The organism is Pseudomonas sp. 09C 129, from assembly GCF_002843625.1.
Classification (GTDB): Bacteria; Pseudomonadota; Gammaproteobacteria; order Pseudomonadales; family Pseudomonadaceae; genus Aquipseudomonas; species Aquipseudomonas chlororaphis.
In genome coordinates this window covers 3,090,625-3,107,537 of the sequence record NZ_CP025261.1, presented here as the reverse complement: position 1 = coordinate 3,107,537, position 16,913 = coordinate 3,090,625, and the positions used below count along the sequence as shown (strand labels likewise).

The 16,913-nt window shown below is 65.0% G+C and carries 12 protein-coding genes; 7 read left to right on the top strand and 5 right to left on the bottom strand.

The genetic code is table 11. The annotated features are described in order from the left end of the window. Positions 1 to 80 precede the first annotated feature (80 nt). Positions 81 to 1,724: an AarF/ABC1/UbiB kinase family protein gene (locus tag CXQ81_RS14115; RefSeq protein WP_101337539.1), complete on the bottom strand. Its 1,644-nt coding sequence runs from the start codon at positions 1,722 to 1,724 to the stop codon at positions 81 to 83. Positions 1,725 to 2,000: 276 nt separating this feature from the next. Between CXQ81_RS14115 and CXQ81_RS14110 the strand changes: the two genes are divergently transcribed. Next, positions 2,001 to 2,597 (top strand): LemA family protein, encoded by a 597-nt coding sequence (locus CXQ81_RS14110; protein WP_007925037.1) that lies wholly within the window; start codon positions 2,001 to 2,003, stop codon positions 2,595 to 2,597. 24 nt (positions 2,598 to 2,621) lie between these two features. Next, positions 2,622 to 4,574 carry a M48 family metallopeptidase gene (locus CXQ81_RS14105; RefSeq protein ID WP_101337538.1) on the top strand — a complete coding sequence of 651 codons (1,953 nt, stop codon included), beginning with the start codon at positions 2,622 to 2,624 and terminating at the stop codon, positions 4,572 to 4,574. Positions 4,575 to 4,626: 52 nt separating this feature from the next. On the opposite strand, the gene CXQ81_RS14100 is transcribed toward CXQ81_RS14105, so the two are convergent. The 4 genes from CXQ81_RS14100 to CXQ81_RS14085 form a co-directional block, all read right to left on the bottom strand. Continuing rightward, entirely contained in the window at positions 4,627 to 5,880 is a 1,254-nt protein-coding gene (locus CXQ81_RS14100; protein WP_101337537.1) for an OprD family porin, read from the bottom strand. 137 nt (positions 5,881 to 6,017) lie between these two features. Beyond that, positions 6,018 to 7,322: a CitMHS family transporter gene (locus tag CXQ81_RS14095; protein ID WP_053260658.1), complete on the bottom strand. Its 1,305-nt coding sequence runs from the start codon at positions 7,320 to 7,322 to the stop codon at positions 6,018 to 6,020. A gap of 129 nt (positions 7,323 to 7,451) precedes the next feature. Next, positions 7,452 to 8,774 (bottom strand): C4-dicarboxylate transporter DctA, encoded by a 1,323-nt coding sequence (gene dctA / locus CXQ81_RS14090; RefSeq protein ID WP_101337536.1) that lies wholly within the window; start codon positions 8,772 to 8,774, stop codon positions 7,452 to 7,454. 45 nt (positions 8,775 to 8,819) lie between these two features. Next, on the bottom strand, positions 8,820 to 9,902 hold the full coding sequence (locus CXQ81_RS14085) for a 4-oxalomesaconate tautomerase (RefSeq protein ID WP_101337535.1): 1,083 nt from the start codon (positions 9,900 to 9,902) through the stop codon (positions 8,820 to 8,822). A gap of 169 nt (positions 9,903 to 10,071) precedes the next feature. Between CXQ81_RS14085 and CXQ81_RS14080 the strand changes: the two genes are divergently transcribed. From CXQ81_RS14080 to CXQ81_RS14060, 5 genes are all read left to right on the top strand, one after another. Beyond that, positions 10,072 to 10,962: a LysR family transcriptional regulator gene (locus CXQ81_RS14080; RefSeq protein ID WP_009043295.1), complete on the top strand. Its 891-nt coding sequence runs from the start codon at positions 10,072 to 10,074 to the stop codon at positions 10,960 to 10,962. Positions 10,963 to 11,182: 220 nt separating this feature from the next. Further along, positions 11,183 to 13,006 carry a monovalent cation:proton antiporter-2 (CPA2) family protein gene (locus tag CXQ81_RS14075; RefSeq protein ID WP_101337534.1) on the top strand — a complete coding sequence of 608 codons (1,824 nt, stop codon included), beginning with the start codon at positions 11,183 to 11,185 and terminating at the stop codon, positions 13,004 to 13,006. Between the two features lie 137 nt (positions 13,007 to 13,143). Further along, entirely contained in the window at positions 13,144 to 14,244 is a 1,101-nt protein-coding gene (locus CXQ81_RS14070; protein WP_101337533.1) for a DNA alkylation repair protein, read from the top strand. A 17-nt stretch (positions 14,245 to 14,261) separates the two neighbouring features. Continuing rightward, positions 14,262 to 14,657, top strand: coding sequence for an SgcJ/EcaC family oxidoreductase (locus tag CXQ81_RS14065; protein ID WP_053260653.1), 396 nt, complete (start codon positions 14,262 to 14,264; stop codon positions 14,655 to 14,657). Positions 14,658 to 15,031: 374 nt separating this feature from the next. After that, entirely contained in the window at positions 15,032 to 16,912 is a 1,881-nt protein-coding gene (locus CXQ81_RS14060; RefSeq protein ID WP_101337532.1) for a DUF3857 domain-containing transglutaminase family protein, read from the top strand. Position 16,913 lies beyond the last annotated feature (1 nt).

The window sequence follows — 16,913 nt, the reverse complement described above, 5'->3', positions numbered from 1 at the left end:
TGAAAGACAGCGGCACCAATGTCGATCGGTTGAAAGAGTGCCAATGGGATCTGGCAAAGCCCTGATCCCCCACTCCCCCCTCAAGACCGCTTGAACAAACTCCAGACAAACGCCACCACCCCACCCACAGTCGCCACTACCGCCAGCCAGCCCACCACCGACAACCCCTGCCAGGCCGGGCCGGCCGCGGCGATCTGCGGGCCGAAGGCGATCAGCAGCGCGCTGATCAGCAGGGCCAGGGACAAGCGGGTGGAGGCCAGGCGCAGGGATTTTTCCAGGCGCTCGATGCCCGGCATGTCGAGGCGCAGGTCGACCACGCCATGTTTCAGGCGGTTGATCAGCAGGCGGGTCAGTTGCGGCAGTTCGACGGCGACGCCGCGGCCCAGTTCCAGGCCGTCGAGGCCCAGGCGGCGGGCGAGTTTCCAGCTGAACTGCTGCTTGAGCATCTTGCTGATGGCCGGGCGCGCGGTGGCTATCAGGTCCAGTTGCGGGTCGAGCCGGGTGAGTACGCCATCGGCGGTGATCAGCGCCTTGAACAGCACCAGCAGGTCGGCCGGCAACAACAGTTGGTATTCGCGCATCAGGCCGAGGAAGTCCTCGATCATCGCACTCATGTTCAGCGCCTTGCCGCCGTGTCGGCCCATGAACTCCCGGGCGGCCTGTTCGATGGCGGACAGGTCGCGCACCTGCTCGCCGCTCCAGTCGATCAGCACCGCCACCAGCGCTTCGGTACTGCCTTCGGTCATGGCCCGCATAAAGCTCATGACCTCCAGGCGCCGGCGTTCGTCGAGGCGCCCGACCATGCCGAAGTCGATGAAGCCGACCCGATTGTCATCCATGGCCCGCAGGTTGCCGGGGTGCGGGTCGCCGTGGAACAGGCCGTCCTCCAGCAGCATCTTGATGAACGCCTGGGCCCCGCGCTGCGCCAGCAGGCTCGGGTCCAGGCCCTGCTCGATCAGGGCCTGGCGTTCCAGCGGCGTGTGACTGGGTAAAAATTCCTGGACCAGCAGACGCTCGCTGCTGTGCAGCCAGTGGATACGCGCAATGGCGATCTGCGGATGCTCGGCGAAATTCGCCGCCACTGCGTCGCAGTGCTGCCCCTCCTGGGTGAAGTCCAGTTCTTCGAGCATCGCCCGGGCCAGTTGCCGGACCATCTGCCGTGGCTGGTAATGGGCCAGGGCGGTGTTCTCTTCCACCAGCATCGCCACGCCTTCCAGCAATTGCAGGTCGGCGCTCATCTTGCGCCGCAGGCCGGGGCGCTGGACCTTGACCACCACCGCCTCGCCACTGAGCAGGCGCGCGCGATAAACCTGGGCGATGGAGGCCGCGGCCAGGGGCTCGCTGTCGAACTCGGCGAACACCTGGTCCAGCTCGCAGCCCAGGTCGTCGCGCACCTGATCTTCCAGCTCGCTCCAGGGCAAGGTCGCGGCACTGCTGTGCAACGCCTCCAGCTCGCTGATCCAGTGCGGCGGCAGGATGTCGCTGCGGCTGGCGAGGATCTGCCCGAGCTTGATAAAGGTCGGCCCGAGCTTTTCCAGGGCCAGGCGCACCCGCTGCGGCGTCGAGTCCTGCGGCAGCGCTTCACCAGCGGCTGGCGACTCGCCCAGCAGGCGCCCCAGGCCCAGGCGCAGCAAAACGTCCTGGGCACCGAAGGCCGCCAGCACGGCGACAATCTGATGCACCCGCTTATGGTGTTTGAGTGCCGTCCAGGTGGGTTCGAGCATGGTCGGGATGATCCTTCACAAGGTGACGCCCGCGGCGTGGCTGGCGGGCCCAGGGTTGGGTGGCGCGCCTGCCGCGGACTCCGGGATCGACGACACGCCATGCAAGGTCCGACCACAGCAGCCGGCAATCATTCACAACGCGCTGGCGCCGATTGCGCCTGCGCGTGCGAGGCGCTGCCGAAGAGCGCAGGCCGACAGTTCCCCATGGCTGCGCCCGCCATGAATTCGGTTACCATGGCGCCCCCCTGAAATCCGCACGCCGATAAGGACATCCGTATGGCTGTTTCAACTATTGTGATTCTGCTCGTTCTGGCCCTGCTGGTGATCTACGTCATCACCGTCTACAACGGCCTGGTGGCCCGCCGGAACCGCTTCAAGAACGCCTTCGCGCAGATCGAAGTCCAGCTCAAGCGCCGTTACGACCTGATCCCCAACCTGGTGGAAACCGCCAAGGCCTACCTCAAGCACGAGCGCGACACCCTCGAAGCCGTGACCGCGGCGCGCAATGCCGCGCTGGCGGGTCTCAAGGCCGTCGCGGCCGAGCCCGGCAACCCGCAGCACATGGCGCAACTGGGCCAGGCCGAAGGCGTACTGTCCAGCGCCATGGGCCGGCTGAACCTGAGCATGGAGGCCTACCCGGACCTCAAGGCGTCGCAGAACATGCAACAGCTGAGCGAAGAGCTGACCAGCACCGAAAACAAAGTGTCCTTTGCCCGCCAGGCCTTCAACGACACGGTGATGGATTACAACAGCTACAAGCAGAGTTTCCCACCGGTGATCCTGGCCGGTCTGTTCGGCCATGGCGCCGATGCCAGCCTGCTGCAATTCGCCGACAGCGCCCTGATCCAGGAAGCCCCCAAGGTCGCGTTCTAACCTTCTGTCACCCTGGATGGTCCGATGAATTTTTTTGAACACCAGGCCCGGGCCAAACGGCGTACCGGCACCCTGGTGCTGCTGATGATCCTGGCCGTGCTGTGTCTGGTGGCCGTCACCAGCCTGGCGCTGAATCTGCTCTGGCTGCAATTTCTCAAGGAGATGAAGCAGTCGCCGAGCTTCGACTGGCACCTGAGCGCGATGATCGCCGCGGTGGTGTTCCTGGTGGTGATCGGCAGCAGCATGGGCAAGCACGCCGAACTCAAGGCCGGCGGCAAGGTGGTCGCCAAGCGCCTGGGTGGTCGACTGATCAACCTGCACCCGGACGGCCTGGAAGAACAACGGCTGCTCAATGTGGTCGAGGAAATGGCCCTGGCCTCGGGCACGCCGGTGCCACAGGTGTACGTGCTGCCCGATGCCGGGATCAATGCGTTCGCCGCCGGCTTCACGCCACAGGAGGCGGTGATCGGAGTCACCCGCGGCGCCATCATGGTGCTCAACCGCGAGGAGCTGCAGGCGGTGATCGCCCATGAGTTCAGCCACATCTACAACGGCGACATGCGCCTCAACACCCGGCTGGTGGCGATTGTCCACGGCATCCTGGTCATCGGCCTGACCGGCGAGGCGATGGCCGAAGGGGTCAACCAGGCTGGCCGGCTGGCGCAAAACCGGGTCGGCGGGCTGGCGATGTGGAGTGGCCTGGCGCTGATCCTGCTGGGCTCGGTCGGGACTTTTTTCGGCAACCTGATCAAGGGCGCCATCAGCCGCGAGCGCGAGTTCCTCGCCGATGCCTCGGCGGTGCAGTTCACCCGCAACCCGGCCGGCCTGGTCGGCGCGCTGAAAAAGATCGGCGGTTACGCCGCCAGCTCGAAACTCGACAGCGCCTTCAGCGCTGAATACAGCCACCTGTATTTCAGTGAAGGGGCCACCCTCTCCGTCTACGGCCAGTCTGCGACCCATCCGCCCCTCTCGGCGCGGATCCGGCGCCTGGAACCCGGCTGGGACGGCCGCTTGCCCACCATCGAAGCCATCGAACTGCCGGCCGAACCCGCTCGCTCCGGCCTGGACAGCTCCGGGGTGTTCAGCCGCCAGTCGCAAGCGACCAGCGCCCTGGTGTTCGACCTGAATGCGATCAAGCAGTCGATTGCCAGCATCGGCAGCCCGAACGCGCAACATCTGCTGGCGGCCCAGGCAACGCTGGTCAGCCTCGACCCGGCGCTCCAGCGCAGCGCCCACAGCACCACCGGTGCCCAGGCGCTGGTCTATGGCCTGCTGCTGTCCGCCAACGACTCGATGCGCCGCCGGCAACTCGCGCAGCTGGACACCAACAGCCCCGCCGAGGTCTTCGGTTGCCTGCAAGCCCTGCAAAAACAACTGGCGGCCCTCGACCCGAACCTGCGCCTGCCGCTGCTGGACCTGTCGATACCGGCCCTGCAGCAGCTGGACAAGCAAGCCTGCAAGTCATTCATGGACAACCTGCGGCAACTGATCGACGCCGACGATCAGGTCGAGCTGCTGGAGTGGACGCTGCTGCGCATCGTGCAACGCAATGTCGAGGGCCTGCCGGCGCCCGAGTACAAATGGGGGCTGTTCCAGCGCAGCGAAGAACTGGCGGTCCTGCTCGGCGCCCTGGCCAGTGCCGGGCAAAAGACCGCGCAGCAGGCCCAACTGGCCCTGGCCCATGCCTGGAGCGGCCTGCCCTTCGCCCAGCCGCAACCGGCGGAGGTCGACCTCGAACACCTGGATGCCGCCCTGGTGCGGTTGCGCCAGTTGATGCCCGAGGAACGGCCGACGCTGCTGCAGGCCATGGCCCGCTGCGTCTGCTACGACGGCCAGGTCACCGTGGCCGAAGCCGAGCTGATACGCGCCGTGGCCGATGTGCTGGATTGCCCGATGCCGCCGCTGCTGCCCCCGGCAGTCGCCGAGCCCGCGCCTTCCCAGGCATCGGCCAGCGCCCCCCAGGCCGCCACGCTCTGAGCCACGACCCCTGCCCAGCGGCTGACGCCAGCCCGGGCAGGTGTCGCCATCCTTACCAGAGCGCGACCTCGTAGGTGAAATAGAGGCGATTGCTGTCGCGCCCCCGGGCGAAGTCGGAGCGGTACACATAGTTGCGCAGCTTCACCCCCAGCCCCTTGAAGTGGCCTTGCTGCACCACATAGGCCAGTTCGGCATCGCGTTCCCATTCCTTGATCGCCGAGTTTGACCGGCCATCGCTGCCGCTCAGGTAGCGGGTGGAAAACGCCAGCCCCGGCACCCCGAGGGCGGCGAAGTTATAGCCGTAGCCGAGCATCCAGGTTTTCTCGTCCTCCTCGATGAACTTGCCAATGCCCACGTTGCTGAACGAGTACACCGTGGCGCCGCTGATATAAGGCAAGCCGGCATCCCCATTGAGCACCTGATAGCCGCCACTCAGGGTATGGCCGGCCACGGCATAGGACAGCAGGCCGCTGAGCATATCGTTGTCGATGTTGCCGCCGTAGGCCGAACCGCTGTCGCTGCTGTGGAAGTAACGCAGGTCACTGGTCAGCACGCCGGCGCCCAGTTTCAGGTCGTGCTGGAGACCGGCGAAGTGCTGCCGGTAGAAGTGCTCGAGCTCGCCGTAGAAGTAACTCAGGCGCAGGTTCTTGCCGAGCTTGTAGTCGGCCCCGGCATAGGTGAAGTCCCCGGACTTGTCGCCGGCATAACCGTCCGCAACGATCGGCACACTGTCGCTGGAATCGCGCAGCTTGAAGCGATCCAGCCGGCCGGCGGTGAGCGTCAGGTTGTCGATGTCGCTGCTGGTGAGCTGCGTGCCCTGGTAGGTCTGCGGCAACAGTCGTGCGTCGTTGTAGATCAGCACCGGGTTCCTCGGCAGCAAGGTGCCATGCTTGAGCGTGGTCCCGGCCAGCCTGGCCTTGGCCGTGACACCGGCACTGGCGAACGCGTCGGCGGCACGACCGTCGTCATGCACCGGCAGCAGGCCAGTACCGCTGCGGCCCCGCCCCGAGTCGAGTTTGACCCCGACCAGGGCCAGCCCGTCGATACCCAGGCCGAGGGTGCCGGGGGTGAAACCCGACTGGAAATCCAGCAGCAGGCCCTGGGCCCACTCCGTGCGCTCGCTCTTGGCCGTGCGTGCCGCCCGGGCGCTCAGGCCATGCTCGTCACGGAAGTTCTCGTTGAAATAGACATTGCGCAGTTGCAGCTTGAGCGTGCTGTCGTCGCTGAAGCCTGCCGCGCCGACAGTCGTCAGCGGCAACAGGGCGACCAGAGGAAACCACGCCCCAGGGATGATCGAACGGGTCATATCGGACTACTCATTGTTGTTATTCGAGTTGTTGTTTTTTTAAGGTGCCGTTATTCAAGGTGCAGGTGTCGCGCGCCATGAACCCGGCGCGCCAGGGAACACCCGATGGTTCAGGGGGATGACTCAGGAGAACAGGCTCAGGAAAACAGGGTCAGCGCGCCGGTCAGCAGGGCCAGGGCGGTAATTACCAGGGAGGTCAGGACCGCCCATTTGACGGTGGCTTTCTGGAAGTCGCCGATGTCGCGGTCGACCATCCCCACCAACAGCAGGGTCGAGGCCACCAGCGGGCTCATCAGGTGCACCGGCTGGCCGAGGATCGAGGCCCGGGCGATCTCCAGCGGATCGATGCCATAGGCTGCCGCGGCATTGGCGAGGATCGGCACCACTCCGAAGTAGTAGGCATCGTTGGACAGCACGAAGGTCAGCGGCATGCTGGTGATGGCCACCACCAGCGGGAACAAATGCCCCCACGACGGCGGAATCCAGTCCACCAGGGTCTGCGCCAGGGCATCGACCATCTTGGTACCGGAGAAGATCCCGGCAAAAATGCCGGCGGCGAACACCAGCAGCACCACCGTCATGGCATTGCCCGAATGGGCGAGGATCCGCTCTTTCTGCATCTCCAGTTGCGGGTAGTTGATCATCAGCGCCAGCACGAAGCCGATCAGGAACAGGATCGCCGAATGCATCAGGCCCATCACCAGCGCCACCATCACCGCCACCACCAGCAACAGGTTGACGTAGGCCAGCTTCGGTCGCTTGCAGGGCGTGTCTTCGACAATGGCCTTGATGTAGCAGTTGCCGCCGCCGCTCTGCAGCTGGGTGTTACCGATGCGCTTGCGCTCGGCGCGGCCCAGCAGGAAAGCGCTGAACACCACCCAGGCCGCACCGCCGATCATGGTCGGCAGCAACGGCACGAAGTACTCGCCGGCATCCAGCCCCAGGGCGGCGATGGCCCGGGTGGCCGGACCGCCCCAGGGGGTCATGCCGCTCATGATGCTCAGGGACAGCATGGCGATGGTGGCGAGGATCATCGGGTTCATGCCGATGCGCTTGTACAGCGGCAGCATCGCCGCGCAGGTGATCATGTAGGTGGTGGTGCCGTCGCCGTCCAGGGCCACCAGCAGCGACAGCAACGCGGTGCCGACGGCGATCTTCACCGGGTCGCCGTTGACCCGCTTGAGGATCTTGCGGATCAACGGGTCGAACAGGCCCGCGTCGATCATCAGGCCGAAGAACAGAATCGCGAACAGCAGCAGCGCCGCGGAGGGGGCGACCATTTTCAGGCCGTCGAGCATCATTTTTCCGGTGCTGCCGGCAAACCCGCCGATCACCGCGAAGACAATCGGCACCAGGGTCAGGGCAACGATCGGGGACAAGCGTTTGGTCATGATCAGGAAGGTGAACACGACCACCATGGCCAGGCCGAGTAATGCAAGCATGAGGGATTCTCTTGTTGTTATGGACAAGCATGGCCGACGCCCAGGCGCACGGCCCCCTACCCGCCAGGCGGGGCCTGGCGAGGGTTGCAACCGGGGTCAGAAACGGAAGGTGGAGGGAGCCGCAAGCGGCTAGAGGTGTTTGCCGGCCTGCACCGGCTCCCAGGCTGGGTCACTGGCCTGGGCGTTGGGCGTCGCCTTGCCATCCAGGGTCTGTAGCAGCACCTGGCGATCGCAGGCGTTTTCCGACAGCGAGATCACGACTGTGGCCACGGCATTGCTGGCCAGGCTGGTGAGCGCCCGGGCCTCGGACATGAAGCGGTCGATGCCGATCAACAGCGCCAGGCCCGCCAAGGGGATGTCGTGGATCACCGTCAGGGTCGAGGCCAGGGCGACGAAGCCGCTGCCAGTCACCCCCGCCGCGCCCTTGGACGACAGCAGCATGATCGCCAGCATCGTCATCACCTGCCCCAGGCTCAAGTCGATGTTGCAGGCCTGGGCAATGAAAATCGCCGCCAGCGACAGGTAGATGGCCGTGCCATCGAGGTTGAACGAATAGCCGGTGGGCAGCACCAGGCCCACCACGCCTTTCTTGCAACCCAGGGCCTGGAGCTTTTCCAGCATGCGCGGCAGCACCGGCTCGGTGGATGAGGTGCCCAGCACCACCAGGAACTCTTCACGCAGGTAGCGCAACAGCTTCCACAGGCTGAACCCATGGGCGCGACAAATACCCCCCAGCACCACGAAGACGAAGAATCCGCAGGCGATGTACAGGGTCATGATCAGCTTGGCCAGGGCGCCCAGGGAGGTGATGCCGTACTGGCCGACCGTGAAGGCCAGCGCGCCGAACGCCCCGATCGGGGCAAAGCGCATCAGGTAGGAAAAGATCTTGAACACCATGTGCGAGGCGGCTTCCAGCACATCCAGCACGGGCTTGCCGCGCTCGCCCAGGGACGACAGGGCAAAACCGCAGAGCACCGCGATGAACAGCACCGGCAGCACTTCGCCCTTGTTGAAGGCGCCGATAAAGGTCTCGGGAATGATGTGCATGAAGAACTCCACCACCCCCAGCTTCGCCGCCGATTCGGTGTACTGCGACAAGCCCTGGGTACTCAGGTGAGTGGGGTCGATGTTCATGCCCGCGCCGGGCTTGAACAGGTAGACCGCCACCAGGCCGATGATCAGGCTGACCACCGTCAGCGCCAGGAACAACAGCAGGGTCTTGCTCAGGAGGCGACCCAGGGAACGCTTGTCGTTCATCCCGGCGATCCCGGTGACGATGGTGCAGAACACCACCGGCGCGATCATCATCTTGACCAGCTTGATGAAGGCATCGCCCAGGGGCTTGAGGGCAATGGCCTGCTGGGCCCAGAAGTGCCCGACCACCACGCCCAGCAGCACGGCACAGATGATCTGGAAGTAGAGCGATTTAACGACTTTCATGGCATCACCCATTTTTAGAATTGTTCTGATGCGAACGACTGTCACTGCAGTGCAGGACTATCCGGCCAGGCGTTGTGACGCCGGGGCGTAGACGAAACCGGAGAACAGCCTTCGCGCGGTGCGTACCACCGAGGCGCGAATGGTCTCTCCCTGGTTGCCGGTGTAGGACAATACGACATCGATCGCGCCACTGGGATGTTCCAGGCGCACTTGCTGCAAACGCGCGGGCCCCATGTCGCCCAGCAGTTGCGCGGCGACACTGCCCGCGCTGACACAGGCGGTGGCCAGGCCGATGGACCCGGTGATAGCCAGCGCGCGATGGCAGCTGTGGGGCATGAAATAGCGCACCTGCAAGGTTCCGCCCGCCTTGGCCGGGGAAATTAACACCGGCTTGGGAATCACCTTGTCGCTGACATCGCCCAGTCCCATGGCCAGGCCGGCCTGCAAGCGCAAGGCCTCCAGCCGCCGCAGGAAGTCCTTGTCGGCGTCCAGCTCGGCCGGGGTTTCATCCCCGCGCTTGCCCAATTGACCGGCCTCGACGATCAGCAGCGGCATGGCCATGTCGATGCAGGTCACCGGTACGCCATCGATCAGGTCCAGGGTGTTCCCGGTGGGAAAGAGTTTGCCGGTCTTGCTGCCCGCGGCGTCGAGGAACGTCAGTTGCACGGGGGCGGCGGTGCCGGGCACGCCATCGATGGCGGTATCGCCTTCGTAGCTGACCTTGCCCGCCGGCGTCTGCACCAGGGAATGGATGAAGGTGCCGGTATTGAGATTGCGGATCCGCACCCGGGTCTGCTCGCCCGTGGCCTTGACCAGGCCTTGCTCGACGGCGAAGGGGCCGACCGCGCACAGCATGTTGCCGCAGTTGGGCGCCGTATCGACCCGGCGCTGGGACACCATCACCTGCACGAACAGGTAGTCGACATCGGCCTCGGGATGCAGCGACGGGCTGACGATCGCGACCTTGCTGGTCTGCGGGCTGCCACCGCCAATGCCGTCGATCTCCAGTTCATGTCCCGAGCCCATCAGGTCGAGCAGCAGCTCATCGCGCTGTTCGATGGACACCGGCAGATCCCAGGCGAGAAACACCGGCCCCTTGGAGGTACCGCCGCGCATGAGCACACAAGGAATTCGTTGCATGGACACAGACTCTTGTTAATCAATCGGGTTAATTGATGTTCTGGGCACAAGAGTGTCAGGGAATAAATCATGTTTCCAATGCAAAGATCGTAGCGATTATTGCGTTTCACACATGAAAAATTTAAGGTGGACAGCGCCTGCCTTCCCGCCCTCGCTCGAGACGAAAAACATGGAATATGAGCTCCAGGACATAAGATCCTTCGTGAAAATCGCCGAACTCGGGAGTTTCCACGAGGCGGCCGATGCCCTGCACTTGTCCCAGCCGGCCCTGAGCCGCCGGATCAAGAAGCTGGAGGAAGGCCTGGGCACCGCCCTGCTCGACCGCACCACGCGCAAGGTCAGCCTGACCAGCGTCGGCCGGGACTTCCTGCCCAAGGCCCGGCGCCTGCTGGATGACTTCGACGACTCGATCCTCAATATCCGCGAACTGGCGGAACGGCAGATCGGCCAGGTGACCCTGGCCTGCATTCCCACCGCGGCCTTCTACTTCCTGCCGTCGGTGATCCGTCTCTACAACGAGCGCTATCCGAAAATCCGCATCCGCCTGCTCGACCTCAGCGCCAATGAAGGGCTGGAAGCCGTGCTGCGCGGCGAAGCGGACTTCGGCATCAACATGATGAGCGGGCAGCACCCGGACATCGAGTTCGTGCCCCTGGTCAACGAACCTTTCGTACTGGCGTGCCGGCGTGACCATGAACTGGCGAAAAAGGCCTCGGTCACCTGGTCGGAACTCAGCGATTACCGACTGATCGGCGTCGGCCGCCTGAGCGGCAACCGGATGCTGCTGGACCACGCCCTGTCCGGCCTGAGCTGGCGTCCCCAGTGGTTCTACGAGGTGCAGCACCTGTCCACCTCACTGGGCATGGTCGAGGCCGGGCTCGGGGTGTCGGCCATGCCCAGCCTGGCCATGCCCGCGGCCGACCATCCGACCCTGGTGAGCATTCCGCTGAGCGAACCGGTGGTCAACCGCACCCTGGGCCTGGTCTACCGCCGCGGCGCGTCGCTGTCGCCGGCGGCGGAAAAGTTCGTGTCGATCCTGCTCGAGCAATGGCCGCATTGACGGTCGATGGTGCAGGCACGCCAGTCTCGAAGAGCACGAATGCCTGCAACCTGCGCCTGACAACCTGCGGCGTATCGGCCATTAACGGCTGACTGCGCCGGCCCCAGACTTTATGCTGCACAGCCATCCCCCCATGGAACCTGCGGGCCAAACGGTTGCCTGAGGCGCAGCCGTTGTTTTCCGCGCACCACCCAATACCCGTTTTCCCAGGAGTAAGCCCATGCCCCATGAAGGCAACCTGTTGCAAGCCGCTGTCGTGTTCCTGTTCGCGGCGGTGCTGACCGTTCCCCTGGCCAAGCGCCTGCAACTGGGGGCCGTGCTTGGCTACCTGCTGGCCGGGGTGATCATCGGCCCAGCGGTGCTGGGGCTGGTGGGCAACCCGCAGAGCATCAGCCATGTGTCGGAGCTGGGCGTGGTGTTGCTGCTGTTCATCATCGGCCTGGAGCTATCGCCCCGGCGCTTGTGGGTGATGCGCAAAGCGGTGTTCGGCGTCGGTTTGGCCCAGGTGCTGCTGACCGGGGTGGTAATCGGCTGCGTCGCCCTGTTCCTGTTTGGCCAGCCGCTCAACAGCGCGATCGTGCTGGGCCTGGGCCTGGCGTTGTCGTCCACCGCCTTCGGCCTGCAAAGCCTGGCCGAACGCAAGGAGCTGACCAGCCCCCACGGGCGCCTGGCCTTCGCCATCCTGCTGTTCCAGGACATCGCGGCGATTCCGTTGATCGCCATGGTTCCGGTATTGGCCGGGGTCGACCACAACACCAGCAGCGCCGAAGACCTGCGCCATGGCCTGCAAGTGCTGGGCAGCATCGCCGTGGTGGTGATCGGCGGCCGCTACCTGTTGCGTCCGGTGTTCCGGGTGGTGGCGCGCACCGGCCTGCCGGAAGTGTCCACCGCCACCGCCTTGCTGGTGGTGATCGGCACCGCCTGGCTGATGGACATGGTTGGCGTGTCCATGGCCCTCGGCGCCTTTCTCGCCGGCCTGCTGCTGGCGGACTCGGAATATCGCCACGAACTGGAAGCGCAGATCGAACCCTTCAAGGGCCTGCTGCTGGGGCTGTTTTTCATCAGCGTCGGCATGGGCGCCAATATCGGCCTGCTGTTCAGCGCGCCGATCGCGGTGCTGGGCCTGACCCTGCTGCTGATCGCCATCAAGCTGCCGCTGTTGTTCGTGGTCGGGCGCCTGGCCGGTGGCCTGGGGCGCTTGAGCGCGGTGCGCCTGGGCGTGGTGCTGGCGGCCGGCGGCGAATTCGCCTTCGTGGTGTTCAAGATCGGCCGCGACCAGGGCCTGTTCGAGGCGCGCCTGTATGACCTGCTGGTGCTGACCATCACCCTGTCCATGGCCGTGACCCCGCTGCTGCTCCTGGCCTGCGCGCGCTTCTTGCAGCCCAAGGCCAAGCCCGTGGAGATGCCCGCCGAATACCGTGAGATCGAAACCGACGCGCCACGGGTGGTGATCGCCGGCATGGGCCGGATGGGCCAGATCGTCGCGCGGATCCTGCGGGCGCAGAACATCCCCTTCGTGGCCCTCGACACCTCGGTCGACACCATCGAGCTGACCCGCAGCTTCGGTGGCATGCCAGTGTTCTACGGCGACCCGATGCGCGCGGAAATCCTCAAGGCGGCCAAGGTCGGCGAGGCGGAGTACTTCGTGATCGCCACCGACGACCCGCAGACCAACATCAACACCGCGGCGGTGGTGCGCAAGCTCTACCCGCACATCAAGATCATCGCCCGCGCCCGTAACCGCCAGCACGTGCACAAGCTGGTGGACCTGGGGGCCGAGGCGGTGCGGGAAACCTACTACTCCAGCCTGGAAATGAGCCGCAAGGCGCTGATCGGCCTGGGCCTGACCCACGCCCAGGCCGACTCGCGGATCAAGCGCTTCACCGCCCACGACGAACAGGTGCTCGAAGCCCAGCACGCGATCTACGACGACCACGCGAAGATCCTGCAGTCGGCCCAGGAAGCCCGGGCCGAGCTGGCGCGGCTGTTCGAGGCGGACGCCGAGGACGAGCAGGCCGAAGGCGTGTTGCCGGCGCCACGCTGAACCTCGAGCCGCGCGCTGCAGCCTTTCGCGGGCAAGCCTCGCTCCTACAGAAGCGGGGCTTGCCGGGGCGCCCCTGACACAATCTGTCAGCCCACTGCGCTACAGTGCCCGGCGCCCCGTCCCGAATGGATACGCCGATGACCGCCACCAACAACACCCCCGCCCTCAAGGAAATCTTCAACGCCGAACGCCTGGAACACATCGCCGAAGAAATGCTCGCGGTGTACCCGGCGTTCGACCACCGCGGCTTTCTCGCCCACGCGAACAAGGGCCTCGCCGAGTTGTCGGTGATGCAGCGCCTGGCGCGGGTCAGCGAGAGCCTGCACGCGGTGCTGCCGGCGGACTACGACGCCAACCTCGCACGGCTGTACGATCTCGCGCCGCGCCTGGACAGCCGCTTCGTCTGCATGTTCCTGCCGCACTACGTGGCCAGTTACGGCGGCCATGCCTTCGAGCGCTCGATGGCGGCGCTCAAGTATTTCACCGCCTTCGGCTCCTCGGAATTCGCCATCCGCCCGTTTCTCGCCAGCGACCTGTCGCGCACCCTGGCGGTGCTGCAGGGCTGGGCCCGGGACGACAACGCGCATGTGCGCCGCCTGGCCAGCGAAGGCAGCCGCCCGCGCCTGCCCTGGTCGTTCCGCCTGGAACGGATCCAGGCCGACCCGACCCTGGCGGCGCCGATCCTCGAATGCCTCAAGGCCGACCCCAGCCTGTACGTGCGCAAGTCGGTGGCCAACCACCTCAACGACATCAGCAAGGATCATCCCGACTGGCTGCTGGGGTTGCTCGAAGGCTGGCCGCTGGACCACCCGCACACCGCCTGGATCGCCCGCCACGCCCTGCGCAGCCTGATCAAGCTGGGCCATCGCCGGGCGCTGGCGATTGTCGGCGCCGGGCATGCGCCGCAGGTGACGCTGCATGGCCTGCGGGTCGAGCCGGCGGTGATTCGCCTGGGCGAACGGATCAACCTGTCCTTTGCCCTGGAGTCCACCGCCGACGCCAGCCAGCGCCTGGTGGTGGATTACGCCATCGACTACGTCAAGGCCTCGGGCGGCACCCGCGCCAAGGTGTTCAAGCTCAAGGCTTTCACCCTGCCGGCCAAGGCCCGGGAGCAACTTGGCCGCGCCCAGCACATCCGCGAACTGAGCACCCGCCGTCACTATCCCGGGCGCCATGAGCTGCATATCCTGGTCAACGGCGAACGCCTGGGCAGCACGGCGTTCGATATCCACAACTGAAACCGCAAGGAGCGAACATGCCGGCCCATCCGCTGAAAACCCTGATCGAAGCCGCCGACCGTGCCATCACCGCCGAAGACTTCGACAGCCTGATGGATTTCTACGCCGAGGACGCCACGCTGGTGGTCAAGCCGGGCCTGGAAGCCCGGGGCAAGGAACAGATCCGCCGGGCCTTCGTGGCCATCGCCGAGCACTTCAACCACAGCATGGTGGTCCGGCAGGGCGAGATGCAGGTCATCGAAGGCGCCGGCACCGCGCTGGTGATCATGCACACCCTGCTCGACACCCTGGATCGGGACGGCATCGCCAGCACCCTCGAGCGACGCGCCACTTATGTTTTTCGCCATGAGCCGGCGGATGGCTGGCGCTGTGTGATCGACAATTCCTACGGCACCGACCTGCTCGACGGCTGAGCCAGCGGGCGCCGATCTCGTAACAAATTGTTTCGAAAAGTCAGCCAAGCCACTTCTTGCAGAAACAACGGAAAACCGCCTGGAACTGTTCAGCCCGCAGATATGGCTTTGCGCCATATCTGCGGGGGCAAAAACGGTATTTCGAGGAAAAATTCCAGCATTGCAGACACCCTTCCCAGCCGCCCAACAATCTCGACCGGCTCAAATAAACCGCTCTATCTCGGGCCTTTCAGCCAAGACAAATTGTCAGACAATGCTGTAAATCCGTATTGCGATAAATTATCATTTGGCGCCTCCCCCGCCAGCCACGCCTCTGGCACAGGTGATTCGACCGGTGCGACGTGGCTGATTTCAATGATTCACCCGAGGCGCTCATGTACCGTTTTCCGCTTTACCGTCCCCTGATCTGCGCCGGTCTCGGACTGCTCTCCTGGCAAGCCTTTGCTGCCTATCAACCGCAATCGGAAGCCGCCCTGGCCGCCGACTCCGAAATGGAATGCCAGTTCAACGCCGACCACAGCAGCGACTGCACCACCACCCAGCACTACACCATCCTCACCCCGGCGGGCCGGGACATGCTTTCGCGCATCGACTTCAGCTATGCCGAAACCGATGGCTTCGAACTGCGCAAGGCCGAATTCACCCAGCCGGGCGGCAAGCCCGTGGCGCTGGCGCCGGCGCAGATCGATACGCGCACCGCACCGAATCCGGAACAGGGTTTCCTGCGCGAGAAACAGACGTCCCTGGCCTTCCCCAACCTGCGGGTCGGCACCCGGCTCAGCTACACCGTGCAGCAGCACTACGCGGCCAAACCGCTGCTGGGGCAGTTCCACTCGGTGCTGCAGTTCGGTCCCAAGCCGGTGCGCCAGGACAGCTTCAAGATCACCTACCGCGCCACGCGCCCGATCGTCTGGCGCAGCGAGCAGATGGACGACTACCGTTTTACCGCCACCAGCGACCGCAAAAAGCTGACCATCGAGCAGAAGGCGCCGGTCTTCCTCAACTACATCAATGAACCCTCGATCGGCTTTATCCAGCGGGTGCCGCGGGTCGAGCTGGGCAGCAGCACCGAGGTGCAGGACTATTTCGGCCCCCTGGCCCAGCACTACCAGCAGATCCTCGCCGCGCCCCTGCCGCCAGCCAGCTCCAAGGCCGTGGCCGGCCTGCGCGACCTGCCGCCAGCGCAGAAAGTGGCCGGGCTGATGCAGCACCTCAACGACAACTACCGCTACCTGGGCGACTGGCGCGCCACCGAGCGCGGTTACCTGCCCTTCGAGCTGAAGCAGATCGAGCAGCGCGGCTATGGCGACTGCAAGGACCTGGCAGTGCTCCTGGCCGCCATGCTCAAGGCCAGCGGAATCAAGGCCGAGACGGCCTGGGTCAGCCGCGAGAACGTCGTCGCGCCGCTGTTGATCCCCGGCACCCATGCGCCGAACCACGCCATCGTGCGGGCCGAAGTCGATGGCAAAGTGTGGTGGCTGGACCCGACCAACCCGGTGTTCGACCCGGGCCGCAGCATGCCCGACATCCAGGAGCGCTGGGCCTTTGTCAGCGACGCCAAGGGCCAGGTGCGCGAGGACTACATCCCCCTGGGAACCCCGGACACCAGCCTCGTGCTGGACAAGCAGGAGCACTTCGACAGCAACGGCCAGGCCCGGGTCAACGCGCGTATCGAGTTCAGCCATATGGAGCTGATGCGGCTGATGGTCTCCGACAACCAGAACGGTATCGCCAGCAACGACCAGGGCCTGTGCGAGCGTTTCACCCGGGAACTGCGCGACTGCCAGATCAGCCGCGAGCCGACCGCCTTCGTCGCACCCGCGACCTACCGGATCAAGGCCTCCCTGACCGACCTCAAGCCCCTGGAAAACATCTCCGGCAACTACTTCTACAAGGCTCCGGCCCTGGAGGGCGACTGGGACTTCCTGGTCAACTACCGCCGCAACGGCCAGTTGGCGGACCTGTACATCGGCGACGCCAACACCCTGCGCTACACCTTCACCCTCTCCGGTGCCCGGCTGGACAAGGACATCAAGGCCTGCAACGTGCGCTCGCCCTGGTTCGACATGGACCTGAGCAGCGAACGGGTCAAGGGCGAGTACCGCTATCACTACCGCCTGAGCCAGAAAAAACGCTGGCTGAGCCATGACGAAATCGTCAGCGCGCCGTTCGACGCCATGGTCAGCCAGGCCAAGGCGTGCGCCGAGCAAACGCGGCAACTGGTCCAGCTCAAGGGCACAGCGAAAAAAACCTGAA

Bases quoted from the DNA above. Each gene is read 5' to 3' on its own strand.
- CXQ81_RS14110 (WP_007925037.1), top strand. From the start codon at position 2,001: ATGGCTGTTTCAACTATTGTGATTCTGCTCGTTCTGGCCCTGCTGGTG.
- CXQ81_RS14080 (WP_009043295.1), top strand. From the start codon at position 10,072: ATGGAATATGAGCTCCAGGACATAAGATCCTTCGTGAAAATCGCCGAA.
- CXQ81_RS14105 (WP_101337538.1), top strand. From the start codon at position 2,622: ATGAATTTTTTTGAACACCAGGCCCGGGCCAAACGGCGTACCGGCACC.
- CXQ81_RS14095 (WP_053260658.1), bottom strand. From the start codon at position 7,322: ATGCTTGCATTACTCGGCCTGGCCATGGTGGTCGTGTTCACCTTCCTG.
- dctA (WP_101337536.1), bottom strand. From the start codon at position 8,774: ATGGGTGATGCCATGAAAGTCGTTAAATCGCTCTACTTCCAGATCATC.
- CXQ81_RS14075 (WP_101337534.1), top strand. From the start codon at position 11,183: ATGCCCCATGAAGGCAACCTGTTGCAAGCCGCTGTCGTGTTCCTGTTC.
- CXQ81_RS14070 (WP_101337533.1), top strand. From the start codon at position 13,144: ATGACCGCCACCAACAACACCCCCGCCCTCAAGGAAATCTTCAACGCC.
- CXQ81_RS14085 (WP_101337535.1), bottom strand. From the start codon at position 9,902: ATGCAACGAATTCCTTGTGTGCTCATGCGCGGCGGTACCTCCAAGGGG.
- CXQ81_RS14060 (WP_101337532.1), top strand. From the start codon at position 15,032: ATGTACCGTTTTCCGCTTTACCGTCCCCTGATCTGCGCCGGTCTCGGA.
- CXQ81_RS14115 (WP_101337539.1), bottom strand. From the start codon at position 1,724: ATGCTCGAACCCACCTGGACGGCACTCAAACACCATAAGCGGGTGCAT.
- CXQ81_RS14065 (WP_053260653.1), top strand. From the start codon at position 14,262: ATGCCGGCCCATCCGCTGAAAACCCTGATCGAAGCCGCCGACCGTGCC.
- CXQ81_RS14100 (WP_101337537.1), bottom strand. From the start codon at position 5,880: ATGACCCGTTCGATCATCCCTGGGGCGTGGTTTCCTCTGGTCGCCCTG.